The following is a 21,490-nucleotide window of genomic DNA, read 5'->3' on the forward strand; positions in this document are numbered from 1 at the left end:
TTACCCCCGAGCTTATTCAAATGTCATTCAAAGTACAACCAAGCTTGAAGCATAGATCATGAATTGAGCAATTGCTTGAGCTGATACAACACCTCAAGTGCTTGCCGAGGCGTCATTTCGTCAGGGTTGACGGCAGCCAACGCATCCACAACTGGTGGCATTTCAACTGGCTCTTCAAGTGGCTGAGCAACTGCAAACAAATCCCCCTGAAATGCACTACCCGTGCCCATTTGCTCCAATTCAATCAGATGCCGTTTTGCTGAGCGAATCACAGGTGCCGGCACACCTGCCAATTGCGCAACCTGAATACCATATGATTGACTAGCCGGCCCATCTTGAACCGCATGCAAAAACACGATGCGATCCTTATGCTCTACCGCATCCAGATGGACATTCGCCGCTATCGGAAATTCCTGGCTCAGGCGGGTAAGTTCAAAATAATGTGTCGCAAACAGCGTATAGCTACGATTCTTCTCCAGTAAATGGCGGGCAATAGCGTATGCCAGCGCCAAGCCATCAAAAGTAGAAGTTCCTCTCCCGACTTCATCCATCAATACCAGACTGTGTTCGGTAGCATGGTGAAGAATGTTTGCAGTCTCAGTCATTTCCACCATGAAAGTAGAGCGACCGCCCGCCAGATCATCGGATGCTCCAATCCGGGTAAAAATTCGATCAACCGGACCAATCAACGCTCTTGTCGCAGGAATCAGACTACCCACGTGGGCCAACAATACAATCAGCGCATTCTGTCGCATATAAGTTGATTTACCACCCATGTTCGGGCCGGTAATCAACAACAGCTTGCGTGTAGTCGACAAACATGTGTCATTGGCAATGAAGCTGTCGATCTGACTCTCTACAACTGGATGGCGACCTTGATCAATCTCCAGCACATTTTCGTTAGTAAACTCTGGCGCCACCCAATTCAACATCCCAGCCCGCTCAGCAAAGCAAGCCAATACATCCAGCTGCGCAACCGCTGCGGCCAATCGCTGCAGAGGTGCCAAATGTGTTTGCAAATGGTCCAGCAAAGCTTCGTACAGGTTCTTTTCCAGCGCCAAGGCACGGTCCTGTGCGGACAAAGCCTTATCTTCAAAGGTCTTTAACTCAGGCGTGATAAAACGTTCGGCATTCTTCAATGTTTGTCGACGACGATAGTCATCTGGCACGTTATCAGCTTGTGCTCGGCTAACTTCAATATAAAAACCGTGAACACGATTGAATTCAACCTTGAGCGTACTGATACCGGTTCTCTCACGCTCCCTTGCCTCAAGGGCCAGCAGGAATTCACCACAGTTGGCCTGAATTGCACGCAATTCGTCCAAATCGGCCGAGTAACCATCCGCAATCACACCGCCCTCACGCAACACAACGGCAGGTTCGGCCTTGAGAGAGGTTACCAACAAATCCTGACAATGCGTTGGCACAACCAGACCGGTTTGCAGTGACGTCAAGGCAGAGGTAGACATGCCCGCCAATAAAGGCGTCAACTCTGGCAAACGCAACAGTGCATCCCTCAATCCAGACAAATCACGCGGGCGCGCGGTACGAAGCGCAATGCGCGCCGTAATCCGCTCAATGTCTGCCATTCGATTTAATATGTCATGAATACTGCTGCTTGCATCTTTTTCCAGCAACTCGACCACGGCTTCCTGACGTGCCAAAACCGTTTCGTGCTGACGCAATGGATGATGCAACCAATGCCGCAGCAATCGACTCCCCATGGCCGAAGCACACGTATCCAGTACAGACAGTAAAGTGGGGGCAGGCTCATTACAGATGGTTTCGGTCAATTCCAGATTTCGGCGGGTGGCGGCATCCAACACCAGATACTCGTTACCACGCTCCACTGTCATTGAAGTCAAATGTGGCAAAGCAGAGCCTTGTGTTTGCTTGGCATAGTCAAGCAATGCTCCCGCGGCCCCGATTGCTGACATCAAACCATCACAACCAAAGCCGGACAAGTCATGCGTGCCAAAATGTTGCTTTAGTAGACGTTGCGCGGTATCAATATCAAAGCACCATGCTGCCAGTGCTTTACTCGTCAAGCCCGCTTGGGCAATGATGGGCAATTGCAAACCATCCGGCATCAGAATTTCAGCAGGACGAATTCGCTCCAACTCAGATACCAATTGCTCTGCTGGTGACTCTTTCAATCGAAATAAACCAGAGGATAGCGACAACCAAGCCATGCCAATCGTTCCTTTACTAGCATGTAGTGCCAGCAGCACGTTGTCACGTTTTTCATCCAGCAATGCTGTATCCGTCAACGTCCCAGGGGTGACAATTCGCACCACTTTACGCTCAACAGGACCCTTACTAGTGCTCGGATCACCTATCTGCTCGCAGATTGCTACTGACTGCCCCAGCTTGACCAACTTAGCAAGATATTGCTCCATTGCATGATAGGGCACCCCTGCCATCTTGATCGGCACACCCGCTGAAGCCCCACGTGCGGTCAAGGTGATATCCAGCAACTTGGCCGCTAGTTCTGCATCTCCATAGAACAGTTCATAGAAGTCCCCCATACGATAGAACACCAGCTTATCGGGATGATCTGCCTTGATGCGAAGATATTGTTGCATCATTGGCGTGTGCTGGACATCGGCAATCACCTTGCCGGCTTTCTGGTCGACTTCAATGTGCTCTACTGCCATGAATTCCTCTTGATCTGAATCGATGGGACTTACCACTCACCCAAATTGTTGAAACTGGTGCTCGGGATAAATCAGGGAAGACGCCATTATAAGGCGCATACAAAGCCGGGATGGCCTATAAACCAAGTTGATTTGTCTTTGGCAAAGAAAAAAGCCGCTGTCAATGACAGCGGCTTTTTGAATTGGCGCACCCGGAGCGATTCGAACGCCCGACCCCTTGGTTCGTAGCCAAGTACTCTATCCAGCTGAGCTACGGGTGCATCTTTAAGAACATGATTTTTTCAACTGGCGCACCCGGAGCGATTCGAACGCCCGACCCCTTGGTTCGTAGCCAAGTACTCTATCCAGCTGAGCTACGGGTGCGCTATGTTGGCGGAGAAAGAGGGATTCGAACCCTCGATACGAGTTTTAGCCCGTATGCTCCCTTAGCAGGGGAGTGCCTTCGACCTCTCGGCCATTTCTCCGTTCTCGAAAGAGGCGCTATATTACTGAGCCAGCCTTTACCCGTCAACACCTATTTTCAATTTCGGCGCGAATTTTGCACTGCCCTGCAAAGGGCGCCACAGGCCAATCGAGACAAGTTCAAGCTAAATTAAACACTTACCTTTTCCATTATTAGTTAATGCCGGATTCGACATTCGTTGAAATCTTCTTGAAGCAGTCAGCTTCAATCTCTAAACATTACCGACACACCACCAAATCTTGGCACGCTCAATTAGAAGTGCCGCCAATCAACACCTGTTCAGCGGTAGATTTTCCAGCATGGGATGACAATGAGTATGGCCAGATAAGTTGTCTGACAGTTAGACATAGAGAGCTGGAAATGCTAGGCTGCATCACATAAGAAGTGACCAATATACGTCATCGATCAATCATTCGAGGAGCACCCAATGAGTCAGCAACAAGCGGCCTGCTACGATTATGACTTTATCGTCATCGGCTCGGGGTTTGGTGGCAGTGTGTCGGCATTGCGTTTGGCAGAAAAAGGCTATCAGGTCGCAGTCGTTGAAATGGGCAAACGTTGGCGACCCGAGGACTTCCCCAGCACCAATTGGAAACTCCATAAATATTTATGGCGGCCAAGCGCCAAGCTGGAAGGCTTCTTTAACATTCGGCTATTCAAGCATGTGATGGTGGTATGTGGTAACGCGGTGGGTGGCGGATCGATCACCTATGCCAATACCTTGCTGGTACCACCCGACAGTGTGTGGCGGGATGGAAGCTGGGCCGGACTGACGGATTGGCAAACCGTCATGCCCAAATACTATGCAACTGCCAAAAACATGCTCGGCGTTACAACCAATAGAACTCTGGGCGATGCCGATCACTTGTTGAAACAGATGGCTGATCACGCCGGTATCGGCAATACATTTTACCATACCGATGTCGCCGTGCTGTTTGGCCCGGAAGGCACCCCTCCCGGTACTCAGATACCTGATCCATTCTTCAACGGTGAAGGGCCAACAAGGCGGACCTGTACTGGCTGCGGTGGCTGCATGACTGGCTGCCGGGTCGGCGCGAAGAATACGCTGGATCAAAACTATCTCTACCTGGCAGAACGACGGGGCGCAGAAGTCGTTGAACAAACACGCGTGACGCGGATCACTCCATTGTCCGAGGATGGTCAGTCCGGCTATCAGCTGATCTTGGAACCAGCCACACAGCGAACAAAAGCAACCACATCGAAGCGGACAGTACATTGTCGCGGCCTGATTATCGCCGCCTCATCACTTGGCACCCAGGAATTGCTGCTCAAACAACGGGCAGATGGATATTTGCCAAAACTGAGTCAACGACTGGGGAAATTCGTGCGCACCAATGCCGAATCGATCATTGGTGTCCGTTTCCGGGATCGCCAATATGATCTGTCAAAAGGCATTGCAATTGGTTCTGGCATTTATCTAGATCAATACACGCATATTGAAGCAGTCCGCTATGCAGCGGGGCATGACGCATTAGGCGTGCAATGCTCCCCACTGGTTCGCCCACACCCCCGGCTGCCCAATGCGTTGGTCTGGCTGGCCACCTTACTACGTTACCCTCGACGAGCATTACGCATTCACAATCCAATCGGCTTTGCCAGACAAACGCTTGTATTGCTTTGCATGCAGACCTTGGACAGCCATTTGACCATGCGTCTGAAACGCCCATGGTATTGGCCATTCCAGCGACTGTTGTGTAGCGATGGTGCGCGCATCCCAACTGGTATCGAACAGGCCAATACCTTTGCTGAGAAAAGCGCAAAGTTGTTCAATGCCGATGCCATCAGTGCGTTGCCGGAAGTACTGTTTGGCATCCCCACCACTGCGCACTGCATGGGTGGGGCGGTGATGGGGCGTAATGCAGCAGAAGGTGTCATAGACTACCGTTGCCGGGTGTGGGGGTACAAGAACCTATATATCTGTGATGGCAGCATACTGAGTGCCAATCTGGGGGTGAACCCCAGCCTGACGATCCTGGCACTGACAGAGCATGCGATGAGCCACATTCCTTCCTCATCCCAACATGACTGGCAAGATGAAGCCGGCAAAGAAACCTTACCGCAACCTGCAAACCGACAAGGCTTTGCCACTGCACTACCTGCATAGGCAAGTGGCTGTACGTGCATAAAAACAAACAGCCCGGCATACCGGGCTGTGGTTCATTCAGAACAGGAATGCAGTTGCTTAAACCGGCTGGTCCAGGCCAAATGCTTTATGCAGTACACGCACGGCCAATTCCAGATACTTCTCATCAATAATGACGGAAATCTTGATTTCAGAGGTCGAGATCATTTGGATATTGATGCCCTCCTCCGCCAACGTACGGAACATAGTCGACGCCACGCCCACATGCGAGCGCATCCCAATGCCTACGGCAGAAACTTTGGCAATCTTGTCGTCACCGGTCACACTTTGTGCACCGATGTGAGATTGAACACCTTCCAGAATCTTCAGTGTCTTGGCGTAATCATTACGGTGTACGGTAAAGGAGAAGTCGGTTGTGCCATCTTCACCTGTATTCTGGATGATCACATCCACGTCGATATTGGCATCGGCCACCGGGCCCAGTATCTGATAAGCGATACCTGGCTTGTCAGGCACGCCAGTGATCTTGATTTTCGCTTCATCACGGTTGAACGCAATGCCGGAGATGACAGCCTTTTCCATTTCTTCGTCTTCCTCAAAGGTAATCAGTGTGCCTTCGCCAGCATCTTCAAAGCTGGACAACACGCGCAGCTTGACCTTGTATTTGCCAGCGAACTCGACCGAGCGGATCTGCAATACTTTGGATCCCATGCTGGCCATTTCCAGCATTTCTTCAAAGGTGATGCGATCCAGCTTGCGTGCCTCGGGCACAATCCGTGGATCGGTTGTGTAGACACCATCCACGTCAGTGTAAATCTGGCATTCGTCGGCTTTCAAAGCAGCCGCCAATGCGACACCCGTAGTATCCGATCCACCACGCCCCAGCGTAGTGATGTCGCCATGCTCGTCTACCCCTTGGAAGCCAGCAACAATGACAACCTTGCCAGTATCCAGGTCAGCACGCATATTGTGCTCATCGATTTCGATAATACGAGCTTTGGTGAACGAACTGTCTGTCAGAATGCGGACTTGAGCACCGGTATAGCTTTTGGCATCGATACCGGCTTCTTTGAGCGCCATGGCGAGCAGGCCGATGGTTACTTGCTCGCCCGTTGACACGATCACATCCAGTTCACGCGGATCCGGCTGGGCTTGAATTTCCTTGGCCAGGGCAATCAAGCGGTTGGTTTCGCCACTCATGGCAGAGACAACAACCACGATCTGATGCCCCTGGGCTTTCCACTTGGCGACTCGCTTGGCAACATTCTTGATACGATCCGGGTTGCCGACCGATGTACCGCCATATTTCTGTACGATTAGCGCCATCGTTTTTCCACGTTTTGTTTCAGTTAAGCAATCTGGTCACGGACCCGACTGACTGGTCCATGTTCCTGCCTTGGCAGAATTCTGCACAGCAGAACCGGTGATTCTTCCTGTTCTGTCAAACAATTGTCAATACGTAAAAGATATAAGCTTATGCGCAATACCATTCGTTCAAGACAATCATCTTCTCGTACTTTCAATGCATTGCTGGTGGCTAGGCCGCGCGCACCATTGCCCCTGCCCTTACCTGTGAGTGAACTGCAGATATTGTTCCCGGTGCAAGAACGAACGATATCGTCATGTTGTCTGACACGTTTCATAGCTATTCTTGAGATAGGTTCGTCACGATGAATAAAGAATCGTGGTATAAACCCGTTTTTCAATCATTCGGCATCGCTTATCAACGGGTGCCGACCTTATGATGGATCGCGGATTTTTTATCATTCTGGGCGCACAGTTCCTGTCTGCATTGGCAGATAATGCACTATTCATTGCTGCCCTTGCATTACTCAAGTTTCAACACGCACCAGAATGGCATCAATCTATGCTGTTGTGGTGTTTCACCGTCTCCTACGTCCTCTTGGCACCATTTGCTGGCTCGTTTGCCGACTCCATGCCTAAAGGTCGGGCCATGTTGATCTGTAATGGGATCAAACTGGCAGGCTGTGTCGGTATGTTGCTTGGTGCACCACCGCTACTATCCTATTCATTGGTTGGATTTGGCGCAGCAGCTTATTCGCCGGCCAAGTATGGCATCATCACCGAATATCTGCCGCATGAAAAACTGGTTGCAGCCAATGGCTGGCTGGAAGGCGCCACGGTCAGTGCCATCATATTTGGTACCGTGCTGGGCGGCGTACTGGTCAGCCCGTATGTAGACAACCTGCTGAATACCACCCCGCTGCTCAGTTCTGTCGAAACGCCGATATTCGCCATATCAATACTTGCAGTAATCTACTTGGCAGCCTCCTGGGTCAATCTCTATATTCCGAAACTGGATGTGGAAATCCACCCACTGCACTATAGCCCCAGCTTTTTGATACGTGAGTTCTGGAGTTGTGTGAAGCGGTTATGGCGCGATCCGCAAGGCGGACTGTCGCTGGCTGTCACCACGTTATTTTGGGGAGCCGGTCGCACCATGCAATTGGTTGTCATCAACTGGTCGATTCTGTGGTTGGCCATACCTTTTGAAAAGGCAACCCAGTTGGTTGCAGTAGTGGCTGTCGGCACCATTCTAGGTGCTGCCGCTGCCAGCTTTTACATTCCATTGAAGCAAGCATTCAGGGTACTACCCGCAGGTATTGCCATGGGCGTATTCGTAATCAGCATGCTGTTTGTGAATCAGGTGAGTGTAGCAGCAGGATTGATGGTGGTCGTTGGTGCACTTTCCGGCTTTTTTGTTGTGCCACTGAACGCCATGCTGCAGCATCGTGGGCACTCGCTGATGGGTGCTGGGCACTCCATTGCAGTCCAAAACTTCAACGAGAATCTGGGCATTCTGGTCATGGTAGGGGTGCATGCATTACTGGTGAAATACTTCAGCCATCCATTGCCTGCCGATGCCAATGCGGTCGCCGAGGCTTATTTCAAGACGGGTGACATGCCGCCAATGCATGCCATCATTATTGGCTTTGGTTGCTTGTTAATGGTAGTGATGTCGATCATTTTCCAGATGCACAGGAAGGCAATTCAGCGTGGCATCATGCCGAAAGAAGGCGACGCGCCGTTTCACCCTTGATTGACGTTAAACCCAAAAAATGGCTGCCTATTGCAGCCATTTTTATTGACAGCGCTGTCACAGATTCAGATCAACGGGCTTTCTCACGCAACTTGTCCATTGGCAAGCCAAGTAGCAGCTGCTGATTGGTAATATCCAATATGGGCAACAGCTCTCCCAACAGTTCGGCGGCAAATGGCGTAACGTCCTGCACCTTGCCGTCGCGAATCATCGCCAAGGCAGTAACAAGATCCGGCTTGACCAAAGGATGAGGTGTCACATCCTGTGCCAATACACGATTGCCACCCGCCTTATTGGCCATGGACATACGTGTTTCAGCAACTCGGAAGGCCTCTTCAGCTTCGATGTTGGGCTCGGTATTGATGACCCCAACACTTGCCGTATAGCGCAGGATATTACCTTTGAAATTGATTCGGGCCCCCTCCAGCGCGGTACGCAACCGTTCGGCAAGGATAATTTCCTCACCTGCTGCGTGGCTGGCAGACAGTACACCGAAAGAGGAATCACCAATACGGGCGATGGTGTCTTCCCCTCTGACCTTGGAAGCCAGCAGTTTGGCCAGGGCTTTCAAAATCTGGTCTGATACGGCAGGACCATATTTAGCGGCCGTTTCTTCATAACGATCCAACTGCAATGCCAACAGAATGATGCGCTGGTGATGGCGGCTGGCATAGGCAATGGCCTGACGGGTGTTGTATTCCAGCAAGCTGCGTGTACCCAAGCCAGTAATGGAATCTTCAGTTGCCTTTTTGTCCATTTCTTCTCGACTTTCATCCAGTGCGGCTTCGGTTTCGGCGCGTTGCGCGTTGGCCGAGATGCGAGCGATCAGCTCGGTACGATCCGTGGATTTGGTGATGAAATCACTGGCTCCCATACCCACTGCTCGCCGCTTCACTTCTTCCTCTTCATCGCCGGATATCACGATGACCGGCAATTTACGCAAATGGGGGTCGTCCGTGCTGCGGATGCGCTGCAGCAACCCAAAGCCATCCAGATTGGGCATACCCAGATCAGAGATCAATACCTGGATATTGGGATGCGCTTTCAGAATCGACCAGGCATCTTCACCATCCACCGCTTCGATGATATCGAACACGCCTGAAAGGTGTTTGCGAATGGTGGCACGGACAATGCGCGAATCGTCAGCAACGAGAATGCGCGGGAGCGAGTTGGCAGTATTGCTATCGGCGTTCATGTGTTCAATGCAGTAGTGGTGAGCAGCAACCTATCGCACCCGTCAGCCTGCCGATACAATTCTGGCGGGCCATGCGGGGCTGTTGTGGCAGGCACAACAACAACGATCGGAATGGGCTCTATGTGGCAAGAAAATCCAGCACCAGCCGGTTGAACGCATCTGGGCGCTCAAGGCACGATGCATGGCCGCAATCCTCAATCACCGCGAGTTTAGCAGATGGAATGCGATCCGCCAGCAACCGCGAATGATAAAGCGGGGTAAATCGATCATCTTCACCGACGATCACCAAGGTGTCAGCACGAATGCGAAACAGTTGTTCACGAACATCATGCATGCGCATGCCATTGATCAAGCGTGCCAATGGCAACCACGGCTGACTTGCGGAAAATTCACGCATTTTGGCAATCAGCACCGGGTTGTGGCGCAAATAGGCATTCCCAAAGGTCATCGCCACTCCCACATCAAACCGCAAGGTAGGATTACCACTGGCTGCGGCTGCAAACCACGTGTCCGCCACCACATTGTTGACCTCATCGGACCATGCCAGCGTATCTGCCAGCACCAAACGCTGCACACGGCTGGCATGACTGATCGCCATATGCTGTGCCACCGCACCACCATATGACAATCCAACCAGATGCGCAGAATCGATATCCAGATAACTCAGCAACGCCACCAAATCATCCGCATGTTGCGGCATGGTGTACGCATCCTGAGTGGGCTTACCGGATTGTAATTGACCGCGCAGATCATAGGTCAATACCCGATAGCCGGCATTCACCAGCACGGGCATCTGGAACCCCCATGCCGCGGTATTCATTGAAATGCCATTCAACAGCACCACCACTTGCTCGCCCTGGCCTTGCAGTTCGTAATAGAGCTCAGTGGTGTTCAACTCGGCAAGCGGCATCAGACCTTCCTCAGTTTGGCTTTCTGTACTTTCCCAGTCGGGGTGCGTGGCAAGCTATCTTGCAACACAAAGGATTTGGGCTGTTTATAGCGCGCCAGATGCATATTCAAGTGGGTTCGGACAATACCCTCGTCCCATACTTGGCCTGGCTTTAAGACCAGATATGCCACACCAACCTCACCCCACTGCGTATCCGAGCAACCAATCACTGCTGCTTCAGCAATGGATGCATGCCGCAACAAGGCTGCTTCAACCTCTGCCGGATAGACATTCTCCCCGCCCGAAATGTACATATCTTTTTTACGATCAATTACCCAGGTATAGCCTTCTTCGTCCTGCCGCACCAGATCGCCTGTTTTCAGCCAGTCATCGTGAAACAATGCCTGGGTCGCAGCCGGGTTCCGCCAATAGCCGCTGCACACGGTGGGGCCACTCAACCATAGCTCTCCGACCTCCCCCTGCTCCACTATCTTGCCATCGCAATCCACAATCTGCATGCGTGTCGCAAAGTTGGGAAAACCGACAGCCCCCCGCTTGCGAACCGCATCCTGCGCTGACAAGGTAAAGCAATTGGGGCCCGCTTCCGTCAAACCATAGCCTAGCCTGAATACCAAGCCACGCTGCTGATAGGCATCAATCAACTCTATCGGGCAAGGTGCACCACCACTAATGCAGAACCGGAGTGATTGCATGGAGACACGGTGAAAGCCTTCGGTATCCAACAAACGCTGGAACATGGTCGGCACAGCAAACAATATGGTGACCTGCTCCAGTGCGATCTGCTTCAACACCTGTTTGGGTTCAAAATTAGGCAGCAGTACCAACTTACCGCCACGTAATAGTAGCGGCGTTGTCAGCACATTCAGGCCGCCAGTATGAAAAAATGGCGTATGGGCAATTGCGCAATCTGCGCCAGAAAGATCCCAACTGATGGTGGTATTGAGCGCATTCCACAACACCATTCGCTGAGATAGCAATGCACCTTTGGGTTGGCCAGTCGTGCCTGAGGTATACAGCATCAGAACCGGCTGCTCTCCATCCGACACAGGCAAATTCAATTGAGCAGGTTCGACATGCTGCTGTAATTGATCGAGCGACAAGGTACATATTGCACCAGTCAGGTTACCAGCCAGTACAGCATGTTCCGCATCATGCAATAACAGCGCTGGCTCCGCATCAGCTAACAGCGCATTGAGCTCCTCTGTTGTCAATCGAGTATTCAACGGCACCAGCAACGCCCGGAGCCGGGCGCAGGCAAACAACAACAGCAATGTTTCTACCCGGTTTACCGCCAGCAAGGCTATCCGATCACCGGCGGCGACACGTTGCAATCGCAGTGCGGTTGTCAGCAAATCACATGCATCAGCCAACTGGCCATACTGCCAGCGTTTGCCTGTTGCAACATCAACAATTGCGACACGTGTTGGTGCACGTTGCCGCCAGTAATCCAGCCACTCCCCCAATGGCGTCACTGCAAGCATGCTGTGTCCTCCATGCAAAACGGCGCGAATATCGCGCCGTTTTGTCGAGTTACTGTGCGCAGTATTTGGCGCGCCGCTCTCGTACAGCGACTGCCAGTTTTCGTAATGCGAGTTCAGTATCATTCCAGCCGATGCAAGCATCGGTGATACTTTGACCGTAGCACAATTCCTTGCCAGGGATGAGATCTTGTCGACCTTCGACCAGATGACTTTCGATCATGACCCCAAAAATCCGCTTCTCACCACTCACCAACTGACCGGCGACATCCTCGGTCACGTCCATCTGGCGACGAAAATCCTTGCGGCTGTTGGCATGACTGAAATCCACCATCAGCTTGGGCGACAGGCCGACCTTTTCCAATTCTTTCGCGGCGGCATCCACATTGGCCGCATCATAGTTCGGCTCTTTACCGCCACGTAAAATCACATGGCAATCCGGATTGCCAGAAGTGGAGACAATCGCAGAATGCCCAAGCTTGGTTACAGACAGAAAATGGTGTGGGACCTGTGCAGAACGAATTGCATCCACCGCAATTTTCAGGTTCCCATCAGTCCCGTTCTTGAAACCGACCGGGCAGGACAAACCAGAAGACAATTCACGATGCACCTGTGATTCGGTAGTACGGGCACCAATCGCCCCCCAGCTGATCAGATCAGCAAAATACTGCGGTGAAATCATGTCCAGAAATTCCGTCCCGGCTGGCACACCCAGATCATTGATTGCCAGCAGTAGCTTTCGTGCGGCACGCAAACCATCATTAATTTCAAAGCTGTCATCGAGATATGGATCGTTGATCAAGCCCTTCCAACCCACGGTTGTACGCGGTTTTTCGAAATAGACACGCATCACCACTTCCAGATCTTCCGACAGCTCGTCACGCAGCACTTTAAGCTTGGCGGCATACTCCATAGCCGCTGTCGTGTCATGAATCGAACAGGGGCCAATCACCACCAGCAGACGATCATCTTGATCACACAGTAACCGGTGAATAGCCTGACGGGCGTTGTATACCGTATTCGATGCCGCATCGGTAATCGGATTGGTTTCGATCAGATAGATCGGTGGAGTCAGTTCCTTGATTTCTTTGATATGAATATCGTCTGTTCTACGTCTCATGATGCATCCGGCTCAAAAAGGATCAATTGTCGCGTCGCAGCATTTTCGACGCTCGGGGTCATTATGACAGCCTCTACGCAATTATGCAGCGCCATATTTGAAGCATGGCGCAATATTATTGCGCACACTGTGCTCTCAAAGCCTCCAATGCAAGCTTTAATTGCTCTACGCCAATCTGCTCCACCAGTTCGCCAGCACCTGTCGCATCACGTTTGAGCATCTTGTCCATGACACGCACGAATGATTCATACAAGCGCGTCAGCTCGCTTTTGCCGCGACGAAATACCATATATGCGCATCGCTTGCCGGTAGGCAACAAATCTTCCATCACCTGCACCATGAAGCTGTTGTTTGCATAAGGGTAGATCATCGACAGGAAAGTCGACAACGTATCGTAGAAACGCTCCAGATCATTCCGCTCAGCGTATTCGCCCAACTCTTTGATCAGTGCCATATAACTTTCCAGCTCGCCATCCTGCCACATGGTGGCTGCATTGGCAGCCACCTTCTTCAGCAGCATGAACCACAGCTCATACAAACTGCGAATTTCCAGTTCAGTCAATGCTGATACCACGGCGCCGCGTCGCGGCAGGATTTCAATCAAATGACGGCGTTCCAGGATCAACAGCGCCTCGCGAACCGAACCACGGCTGACACTCAACTCACCAGCAATACGTAGCTCCTGAATACGATCGCCTGGGTTGAGATGGCCGATGATGATCTGATGGCCAAGATAACGGGCAATTTGTTCAGTCAGGGAATCATTAGGGACAAAGGTCATGCACATCCTCGGGATCAGACGGGTTCAAGACAAGGTAGGGCAACATCCCTTCCACTTTGCCTGATTCAATGAGATTGATCAATTGTTGAACAATTGATCAATCCAGTACTCATGCTGGTTCGATAGCCAATGCCTGCTTGATCCGACGGATTGCTTCATCCAACGTACTACGCGGACAGCCGAAATTCAGTCGCACAAAACCTGGCAAGCCAAACTCGGTACCATCCGATACGCCGACCCCTGCTGCTTCCAGAAAACGTTGTGGTTCGATGATCCCCGTCTCGCGAAAATCGATCCAGGCCAAATACGTTGCCTCGCAGTTCGATACCGTCAGACCCTGGAACTGATCCAGCGCCGCGATCAAATGATCACGATTGGCCCGCAGATAGTCGATCAACGCCAACCGCCATGCCTCCCCATCACGATAAGCTGCGGCCGCCGCCACATAACCCAGGATATTCACATGTGGCATGATGCCCTGCATCCCCTGTGTAAACCGCAGGCGCAACGCTTCATTGGGAATCACCGCCAGTGCACACCCCAAACCGGCCAGATTCCAGGTTTTGCTGGGTGCCAATAATGTAATGCTATGGGTTGCCGCCACATCGCCCAATGTTGCATAGCAAATATGCTTGCAATCCGGTGCCAACACCAGATCACAATGAACCTCGTCTGAGCACACGACGACTTGATGTTGTGCACACATCGTCATCACACGCCTCAATTCATCTTGAGTCCAGACCCGGCCTACCGGGTTATGGGGGTTGCACAACAACAGGACATCCGCCCCTGCCAAAGCCTGATCCAATGCATTCCAATCCCATTCCCAACGCCCTTCTACCTGATGAAGTGGTACCACAACCCGTTCCTTGTCGGAATGAATGGGTGCGCTCAGAAATTTATGATAGACCGGTGTCGCCATCACCACCTTGCCCCCGGGCTTACCCATCGTACGACAAACCAGATTCAAGCCAGGCACCAGCCCGGGTAGCGGTACCAGCCATTCTGGCCGAATCTGCCAACCATGGTGTTGGGCATGATATTGAATCACCGCTGATACCATCTCGGCTGTCGGCATACCGTAGCCATAAACTCCTTCAGCCACTCTAGCCTGCAATGCAGCCTGAATCGCAGGCGCCGCAGCAAAATCCATATCCGCCACCCACATCGGAATCACGTCTCGTTGTGCATAGCGGTTCCACTTCAAACTATCACCCTGTCGGCGATCAATCACACGGTCAAAATCGAAAGTCATAATGCTCCAGACGCATATTCGGAAGCCGCACCACACGGCGCGTGTGACCATTGTAGCGATAGTGGAAACATTCCCCTAGGTTCAGTTGACATCATTCCATCGCCCACATTGGGCTGGTTTTGGGCTTGGACCCAAGAGCAAAGCATGCCGCATAGCAATCTATACAAACGGTTTGCGACAATGGTGCAAGCCCAAAAGCAGACCGACCCAATGCGCCGAACCGATGTCAGCAGAACCCAGTACGTCTACCAATTTATCCATTGCCGTACGCTGCGTGTCATTTCACCGTCTGGATAGCAGTCATTGCGAATGCTTGCGCCCGTTGCAAACACATGCTGCGTCACCCCCACATTGTTGGCTTCATCTCATCAGCGGGGTAAATTTAAATATAAAAACAAAATAGGTATTTCTACCACAATAACTTCATAAATTAATCCCAATACCCTTTTGAAAGACAAACAATCAACCAAACACAACCAACTGTTATTAAATAAATATATTTAATAATTTAAAAAATAATTGAACCAATAGAATCACAATAGACAAACCATCCTCATACTTAATCAACTTTGAAACAAGGAAGGAAATGGTACAACCACGATTGTTTGGTCTCGGCATCCTGCTTTGTGTAGGTGGCTGCGCAGGGCTCAGCCAGCAACAATGCCTTAAACGCGATTGGTATCACAACGGTATGGCCGATGCACTGGATGGGCGTAGCACCAACCAGCTGGATGATTATGAGAAACAATGCTTGAAACATGGCATCAAGCCAGATCGGCAGCGCTACCGCGAAGGCTACGCTGACGGACGACGTGACTATTGCACTGCGGGTAACGGCTATCGACTGGGCCTGCATGACATGCCCCCGCGTACTGAATGGTGTAGCAATGACGACTTCACGCCATTTCGGGAAAGCTTCGAATCCGGTCAAAAAAAGTATCAACAGATACGACGCCAACAAGCACAGGAAGCGCAGCGTCGACACATTGAGCAACGCATTCGTACTATTGAAATCGAATTGATGAACAAGGATTTATCGGATGGCCGCAAACAAGCTTTGGAAAGCGAACGCCGACGGCTCGAAACCCAGCAGATTATTGATCGCGTATTGCCGGAAGGTGGGGTGAGATTCACATGGTAAACACACCAACCCTTTTCCCCCACATATTGCTGGCATGCAGCCTGGTCATACTACCCGCCTTGAGCCAGGCCAGTCTGAAGTCCGTTGCCGATGCCCCGCTTGCAGTAAAAACCAATATGGAATGCACCGTGGCTACCGGCAAGCCGGATCGTTGCGTATGGGACACAAGCTATACGATTTTGCGTGAGGCAGGCCGCGAAAGCGTCTCCACCTTATCTTTCGATTACCAGGAGGAATCGCAATTTGTTCTGGAGCTCGCCGAAGTCATTCAACCAGATGGTCGACGCAAACCGGTACCGCCCACCAATATCGACGAAAAGATGGCACCCAACCCGGCAGCAGGCTTTTCCCGCAGCAAACAACTGTCCATCGCCTTCCCCGAATTGCAAATCGGCAGCACCGTACACTACCGGGTCCGCCGCATCGGCCGCTTTGAACCGTTGGCACCGGAAAGTCGCTACGTTCATCAATTCTGGCCCAATGACGAACGCCAGGATTCCCTTCGCATCCACTACCATGCCGACCGACCACTGTATTGGCGCGGTCAGGGGTTGGATGGCTTCACGGTCAAACAATCTCCCGATCAACGGGAAGTCACGTTGACACTGGATGCCCCACGCTATCGTGCGCTGATCAACGAGCCTGGCATCATATTGAACCCGCCCAGCCTGGAAATCAGCACCCAAACCACGTTAGCCCCTCATTTCACCGCCCTGCAAGCCCACTACGATACATTGCTGGCACAAGCATTACCACCCAAAGCACTGCAGGTTGCTGAATCACTCAAACCCCTTCCCCAACGCGAGCGAGTAGCACGGCTGATGCAGTTTATCGATCAACAATACCGCTACCTGGGCGACTGGCGGGCATCCAACCGAGGCTTGGCACCGTTCAATCTTGACGAGATCGAAGCCCATGGCTATGGCGATTGCAAAGACCTGGCATCCCTATTGATTGCAATGCTGCGCTACACCGGCATTGAAGCCGAACCCGCCTTCCTATGGCGCGGCACCCATGCCCCCGATCCATTATTACCAGGCACATCTACAGCCAATCACATGGTGGCACGTGCCATCGTAGAGGGTACGGTATGGTGGTTGGACCCAACCAATCCGGCATTTCTGCCAGGGGAAACCTCGGCAGACATTCGCAACCGTCATGTCGTCATTCTTGGCTTGAATGGACAACCCCGCCAAGAAAGCACGCCGGCCAACCCGTACCACTCTGTCGTTGAGACCCGGTTGAAAGTCCAGTTACGTCATGATGGCAGCGCACTCAAAACCGGTGAACGCATCTACAGCAGCGATAGCCTGATGTGGCTGGCAGCCGATGATCGTCGATATGGCCACCATGCCCTCAGCAAAACACTGTGTGCCATGGCATCGCAGCAACAAGCCGGCGATTGTCAGCTCAACCGCCCTGCCGTCGATTTCCTGCTACCTACGCAGTATCCGATCAACATCCGCTTTACCGACCTTGGCGCGGCCGAACCCGTCTCCGGTTACCTTATCTATGACCCACTGTCGCAAGAACGCGACCTATGGCGCAATATGAAGACCTATCATATCCAACAGCACCAAACCGACCTTGTCGTGCCGCGACCACGGCAGGATACGCTGACCATTGACCTGATCGGTGCGACAACTCGGCAATTACCCAAACCTTGCCAAGTCAGCTCCCCCTGGCTGGATCTGGAAACTCGCGTCAATCGCACCACCGACGGGCTACGCTTTCACTACCGATGGCATAGCAAGGCCGACATCTGGTTCCACCCGGATATTGTCAGCCCACCCTTTCAACAAATGATCGACAAAGCATCAGCTTGTGTGGAAAGCACACGCATGATCGTATCACTACGCAAATAGTCATCGGGCCCTGATCAGGACCCTTGCCTTCTTTCATGACACGGTTGATGTACAAGCGATCAACAACACTGTCATCACTGTACTAAGAGCCGCTAACAAAACCCTTCTGGTGTTGTTGTGTAAACTTGTCGTACTCACGTACTGCCTTCGTTTGCACGCCTAACCAGAATCACTTCGTTGGGTTTTGTTAGCGGCTCTAAATTAGCAATGCGTGCAGATCAGGCTGACCGACATACTGTCATGCAACATTACTTTGCTGGCATGGTCGATCACGGCTTTACAATCTGCAGCCGGCTGTCAAAATTCATCACTCACATAATACGGGCGCGGCTTCCGCCGCTGTATCAGTACGGGACGGCCCTATTGCTTGTTAGGTCACTTATGAAGAAATCATCCATGTTGTGGATACGCTTGGCGGCAGCAATTGCAACGTTCGGCGTCACCATTCACTTGGCGGCAATAGCCGGGGGGCCATCTTGGTATGCATTTTTTGGCGCACCACCATTGATCGTTGCTTCCGCCCGCGAAGGTACTTGGCTGGCACCTGTCAGCACAGCAGGTATCGCAGCACTGATGGGTATTTGTGCCATCTATGCTTGTTCAGCGTCCGGACTGGTACGCCGTTTGCCGCTGCTTCGCCCGATGCTCGCCAGCATGGCTGCTGTTTGTTTGATCCGCGGCTTCATACTTATCCCACTGGCAATTAATCATCCCGAGTTGCGCAATGCTTTCGAGGTAATTGCCGCCATTGTTTGGGCAACGGCTGGCGCTGGGTTTGCAGTTGGCTTCCGTTCTACCCGGGTACCGCAGGCCAGTAGGGAATGATCATCGCCACATGATCACATCGAGCAGGAAGAGATCGTCGCCGGCAATCGGAATATGCAGTAGCCCCGGACTGTGTATCGACAAATCTTGTGTTCATGCAGACGCGCAACCAGTCACGAAGCAATAGGCAAGCAAAACACATCAGCCCACCAGTTCACGCGATCCCCATCAAGCAGCATTCATCAAGATGGGGATCTTGTCACGCAACAACCTGTGGGCTTACCCGTTAACTTTGCGGGGTAAAGTAAAATGCCGGGTAACGGGCATCGATCATGAAGTTCAGATAGGGTGGCCTACCATACAATCCCGTATCGACGTTAAACGTACCCGTTGCGGCCGGGAAGTTGACCGTGCACGATGTCACTTTTGACGCAGAACTTGTGTTGCCAACCACTGGCGTCTTGCAGTCCCAACTTTCCAGGCCCTGTTGTATCCAACTGAACTGACTTTGCTGATTGGCTGCGTCAGGCATCAACCACCACCATCTTGCGCCAACCAATGGGTACATGCGGAACCCGTAGAACAGCGCATAGTTTCCCTCATGTGAGCCCTGATACAGCAATGGCATCGAGAAATTGCTTCCAGAGAACGTCAACTTCGCTGAAAGACCTTGTTGTGCCGGCAACTCGAAATAACATTGCTGTCCCCAGAAGGCAGGGTTCGGATTGTCATTTTTACACTCGGTGACCTGAGGCTTGTCTTTCGTGCCCACATCCATCGCAACCGTCACCCCACTTGAGATTGAAACTTTGAGTATCCGGGTTGCAGTCGGCGCTGAGGTATCCCCACCGCAGATCAGTTTGGTGGTATCAGCATTGATTGGGAATTTTGCCAACGTATATTGCTTCAGCCCTGGCCAGTTTCCAACCCCATTGAAATATTGGCATTGTGTTTGTTGTGCAGCCTTTTGGCGGTAAGGCCGATACGGCTCGTCCAAAGGGGTATTCCTGGTGAAAGGCTCGTCAAGATAAAGCAGATAGCTTTTCGTGGACGTATTTGGCAATTTACCATTCAGAACGGTATCGGTAACGCCTGTTGCATTGTCCAGCCCTTGATCATGGGGTGGATACCATCCGAAATCGGCAATATCGTTATCACCAATCGCACCGCGAAGTCCTGTCGTCACATTGGAATACACAATGTACTCAACACCTGTCTTCGGGAACTTTTCACTTATCAAGTTATTGATTTGGATTCTTCTTTGCCTCACTTCGAAGCTATCACCCTCCAAGCCACTTTCGATATTGAGGAGCCATCCATCAATATTGAGGCGCTTCGCCAAAGCAGTCAGTTTATCGATTGTCGGGGTATTGAAATCACACCGATGTGTCCCATCATGGTTTTCCACGCAGTTCCCGGAACCAAGTAATTGATCGGTGAGCCCCGTGTAACGATGATCGGCACCAATGAAAACAGTACCGTAAATCTTCACGCCATGACTGTGCGCCGCATCGACCCAATCTGGTGTTGGGGCAACAATATGCGAGCCTTCCTCCACCGCACCACCAAAACTGATCATTTTTCGAATGAATGCCCAGTTGTTGAAGTACTGCGCATGGCTACCCGCTTTTATATAGGGGGTCGTGTTTGCTTCAGTTCGGTAAAGCAGAGAATAGTCACGCAATCCCGATGTTGGCTGGCTCCCCTGCCCCGCCCAGCGAGCAGTGGAAAGCGTTTCAAGCCGCGTAGTTGACGGTGATGGATACTCCTTTTCCATCGAAGACAAATCCAATGCGTCAAGCAGTGGGTATTGCCTGCTGTTGAAATCAGATGTCAAAGCCCATGCATAAGAACGTTTGGCACCTGGGGCCGATGGAATCGCTGACTTGCAAGCGATGTTAATTGGCGTGTTGATCAGCGCATTGGTACCTGACGTAATCGAACACTGCTCGTTCTTGGGTTGGCACCCAACCTCAACAGAATAGCGACCACCATTCGTTTTCAAATAGATGGACGACGGACCCGACGCAGGAAGGGTACGGTAAGGCCACTGCGAATCATTCATGTCTTTTATGCAGATTGAACTGGGAAATGCAGAACCAGCAGTAACAACATTGACCTCCACTTCATTGTTATCTGTCGTACTGGCTGCAAATTTTGATGTCGATGGTGTGGTACTGGCTTCATCACCGCCGCAGGCCGCTAACGCCAGCAGTACCGGTAATATGCACACACGAGTCATAACTCCTCCTGTTTCTTCTTAATAGATGCTGAGATGAAAGCGTGACATGCCAAAGGCCATAAGGTGGGCCCGGCCACCTAATTCAATCCACATATAAGCACAAGCACAAATATTAATTTTCTATGTCAGGCATCGATTCTGACTATTGATGCAACCCATCAAGGTTTGTATCTGGTCAACTCATCGCATTAACGGGCCGCTAACCGCGCCATCCCCGAAAGCGGCTGGCTTTAGAAACATGCGTTTTCAGGTCAATCTGTCAGATCAACCGGCCCGCACTGATGATGTGAGGTAAAGACAGCGTTCTATTTTGTCAAACAGCGTCCAAGACTTTCCAGGTGGGGGTGCGGCAAAAATCTTGGACTACTTAAGAGGTAGTTCATGTACTCATACGAAGATCGCATCCGTGCCGTTCGGCTCTATATAAAACTGGGGAAACGCGCTGCGGCGACC

The 21,490-nt window shown here is 51.7% G+C and carries 15 protein-coding genes and 3 tRNA genes; 6 read left to right on the forward strand and 12 right to left on the reverse strand.

Annotated features, from left to right (window positions below):
• Positions 1-56: 56 nt before the first annotated feature.
• From mutS to FFS57_RS16930, 4 genes are all read right to left on the reverse strand, one after another.
• The gene (gene mutS, locus FFS57_RS16915; protein ID WP_249384037.1) at positions 57-2,657 is read right to left on the reverse strand and encodes a DNA mismatch repair protein MutS; all 2,601 of its coding nucleotides are present in this window, start codon (positions 2,655-2,657) and stop codon (positions 57-59) included.
• A 183-nt stretch (positions 2,658-2,840) separates the two neighbouring features.
• Positions 2,841-2,917: transfer RNA gene (locus FFS57_RS16920), tRNA-Arg, on the reverse strand.
• Between the two features lie 26 nt (positions 2,918-2,943).
• Positions 2,944-3,020 (reverse strand) — tRNA-Arg (locus FFS57_RS16925).
• Between the two features lie 7 nt (positions 3,021-3,027).
• A tRNA-Ser gene (locus FFS57_RS16930) sits at positions 3,028-3,121 on the reverse strand.
• 426 nt (positions 3,122-3,547) lie between these two features.
• Between FFS57_RS16930 and FFS57_RS16935 the strand changes: the two genes are divergently transcribed.
• On the forward strand, positions 3,548-5,245 hold the full coding sequence (locus FFS57_RS16935; RefSeq protein ID WP_137938993.1) for a GMC oxidoreductase: 1,698 nt from the start codon (positions 3,548-3,550) through the stop codon (positions 5,243-5,245).
• 78 nt (positions 5,246-5,323) lie between these two features.
• Here the strand turns inward: FFS57_RS16935 and FFS57_RS16940 are convergent, their stop codons facing one another.
• Positions 5,324-6,550: an aspartate kinase gene (locus tag FFS57_RS16940; protein WP_137938994.1), complete on the reverse strand. Its 1,227-nt coding sequence runs from the start codon at positions 6,548-6,550 to the stop codon at positions 5,324-5,326.
• Between the two features lie 415 nt (positions 6,551-6,965).
• Between FFS57_RS16940 and lplT the strand changes: the two genes are divergently transcribed.
• Entirely contained in the window at positions 6,966-8,285 is a 1,320-nt protein-coding gene (lplT, locus tag FFS57_RS16945; protein WP_249384038.1) for a lysophospholipid transporter LplT, read from the forward strand.
• Positions 8,286-8,355: 70 nt separating this feature from the next.
• Here lplT and FFS57_RS16950 read toward each other — a convergent pair whose 3' ends face one another.
• From FFS57_RS16950 to FFS57_RS16975, 6 genes are all read right to left on the reverse strand, one after another.
• Positions 8,356-9,480 (reverse strand): GGDEF domain-containing response regulator, encoded by a 1,125-nt coding sequence (locus FFS57_RS16950; protein ID WP_137938995.1) that lies wholly within the window; start codon positions 9,478-9,480, stop codon positions 8,356-8,358.
• 118 nt (positions 9,481-9,598) lie between these two features.
• A complete protein-coding gene (locus FFS57_RS16955; RefSeq protein WP_137938996.1) occupies positions 9,599-10,390 on the reverse strand; it encodes an alpha/beta fold hydrolase in 792 nt (263 codons plus the stop codon).
• Complete coding sequence (locus FFS57_RS16960) at positions 10,390-11,871, reverse strand: acyl-CoA synthetase (RefSeq protein WP_171014021.1); 1,482 nt, start codon at positions 11,869-11,871, stop codon at positions 10,390-10,392. Before FFS57_RS16960 ends, FFS57_RS16955 begins: the two co-directional genes overlap by 1 nt.
• A 49-nt stretch (positions 11,872-11,920) precedes the next feature.
• The gene (gene aroG, locus FFS57_RS16965) at positions 11,921-12,988 is read right to left on the reverse strand and encodes a 3-deoxy-7-phosphoheptulonate synthase AroG (protein ID WP_137938998.1); all 1,068 of its coding nucleotides are present in this window, start codon (positions 12,986-12,988) and stop codon (positions 11,921-11,923) included.
• A gap of 115 nt (positions 12,989-13,103) precedes the next feature.
• The gene (locus FFS57_RS16970) at positions 13,104-13,769 is read right to left on the reverse strand and encodes a GntR family transcriptional regulator (RefSeq protein ID WP_171014022.1); all 666 of its coding nucleotides are present in this window, start codon (positions 13,767-13,769) and stop codon (positions 13,104-13,106) included.
• A gap of 109 nt (positions 13,770-13,878) precedes the next feature.
• On the reverse strand, positions 13,879-15,024 hold the full coding sequence (locus FFS57_RS16975) for a MalY/PatB family protein (RefSeq protein WP_137939000.1): 1,146 nt from the start codon (positions 15,022-15,024) through the stop codon (positions 13,879-13,881).
• Positions 15,025-15,610: 586 nt separating this feature from the next.
• Here FFS57_RS16975 and FFS57_RS16980 point away from each other — a divergent pair.
• From FFS57_RS16980 to FFS57_RS16990, 3 genes are all read left to right on the forward strand, one after another.
• Entirely contained in the window at positions 15,611-16,165 is a 555-nt protein-coding gene (locus FFS57_RS16980) for a DUF2799 domain-containing protein (RefSeq protein WP_137939001.1), read from the forward strand.
• Positions 16,159-18,030 carry a DUF3857 domain-containing transglutaminase family protein gene (locus FFS57_RS16985; protein ID WP_137939002.1) on the forward strand — a complete coding sequence of 624 codons (1,872 nt, stop codon included), beginning with the start codon at positions 16,159-16,161 and terminating at the stop codon, positions 18,028-18,030. Before FFS57_RS16980 ends, FFS57_RS16985 begins: the two co-directional genes overlap by 7 nt.
• A 396-nt stretch (positions 18,031-18,426) precedes the next feature.
• Entirely contained in the window at positions 18,427-18,855 is a 429-nt protein-coding gene (locus tag FFS57_RS16990) for a hypothetical protein (RefSeq protein WP_137939003.1), read from the forward strand.
• A gap of 226 nt (positions 18,856-19,081) precedes the next feature.
• Here FFS57_RS16990 and FFS57_RS16995 read toward each other — a convergent pair whose 3' ends face one another.
• A complete protein-coding gene (locus FFS57_RS16995) occupies positions 19,082-20,860 on the reverse strand; it encodes an endo-beta-N-acetylglucosaminidase (RefSeq protein ID WP_171014023.1) in 1,779 nt (592 codons plus the stop codon).
• Between FFS57_RS16995 and FFS57_RS25265 the strand changes: the two genes are divergently transcribed.
• The gene (locus tag FFS57_RS25265) at positions 20,859-21,059 is read left to right on the forward strand and encodes a hypothetical protein (protein WP_171014024.1); all 201 of its coding nucleotides are present in this window, start codon (positions 20,859-20,861) and stop codon (positions 21,057-21,059) included. The genes FFS57_RS16995 and FFS57_RS25265 overlap by 2 nt on opposite strands.
• Positions 21,060-21,490 lie beyond the last annotated feature (431 nt).

Origin of the sequence: Chitinivorax sp. B, assembly GCF_005503445.1 — a bacterium.
Taxonomy (GTDB): Bacteria; Pseudomonadota; Gammaproteobacteria; order Burkholderiales; family SCOH01; genus Chitinivorax.

Bases quoted from the DNA above. Each gene is read 5' to 3' on its own strand.
- mutS (WP_249384037.1), bottom strand. From the start codon at position 2,657: ATGGCAGTAGAGCACATTGAAGTCGACCAGAAAGCCGGCAAGGTGATT.
- FFS57_RS16935 (WP_137938993.1), top strand. From the start codon at position 3,548: ATGAGTCAGCAACAAGCGGCCTGCTACGATTATGACTTTATCGTCATC.
- FFS57_RS16940 (WP_137938994.1), bottom strand. From the start codon at position 6,550: ATGGCGCTAATCGTACAGAAATATGGCGGTACATCGGTCGGCAACCCG.
- lplT (WP_249384038.1), top strand. From the start codon at position 6,966: ATGATGGATCGCGGATTTTTTATCATTCTGGGCGCACAGTTCCTGTCT.
- FFS57_RS16950 (WP_137938995.1), bottom strand. From the start codon at position 9,480: ATGAACGCCGATAGCAATACTGCCAACTCGCTCCCGCGCATTCTCGTT.
- FFS57_RS16955 (WP_137938996.1), bottom strand. From the start codon at position 10,390: ATGCCGCTTGCCGAGTTGAACACCACTGAGCTCTATTACGAACTGCAA.
- FFS57_RS16960 (WP_171014021.1), bottom strand. From the start codon at position 11,871: ATGCTTGCAGTGACGCCATTGGGGGAGTGGCTGGATTACTGGCGGCAA.
- aroG (WP_137938998.1), bottom strand. From the start codon at position 12,988: ATGAGACGTAGAACAGACGATATTCATATCAAAGAAATCAAGGAACTG.
- FFS57_RS16970 (WP_171014022.1), bottom strand. From the start codon at position 13,769: ATGACCTTTGTCCCTAATGATTCCCTGACTGAACAAATTGCCCGTTAT.
- FFS57_RS16975 (WP_137939000.1), bottom strand. From the start codon at position 15,024: ATGACTTTCGATTTTGACCGTGTGATTGATCGCCGACAGGGTGATAGT.
- FFS57_RS16980 (WP_137939001.1), top strand. From the start codon at position 15,611: ATGGTACAACCACGATTGTTTGGTCTCGGCATCCTGCTTTGTGTAGGT.
- FFS57_RS16985 (WP_137939002.1), top strand. From the start codon at position 16,159: ATGGTAAACACACCAACCCTTTTCCCCCACATATTGCTGGCATGCAGC.
- FFS57_RS16990 (WP_137939003.1), top strand. From the start codon at position 18,427: ATGTTGTGGATACGCTTGGCGGCAGCAATTGCAACGTTCGGCGTCACC.
- FFS57_RS25265 (WP_171014024.1), top strand. From the start codon at position 20,859: ATGTCTTTTATGCAGATTGAACTGGGAAATGCAGAACCAGCAGTAACA.
- FFS57_RS16995 (WP_171014023.1), bottom strand. From the start codon at position 20,860: ATGAATGATTCGCAGTGGCCTTACCGTACCCTTCCTGCGTCGGGTCCG.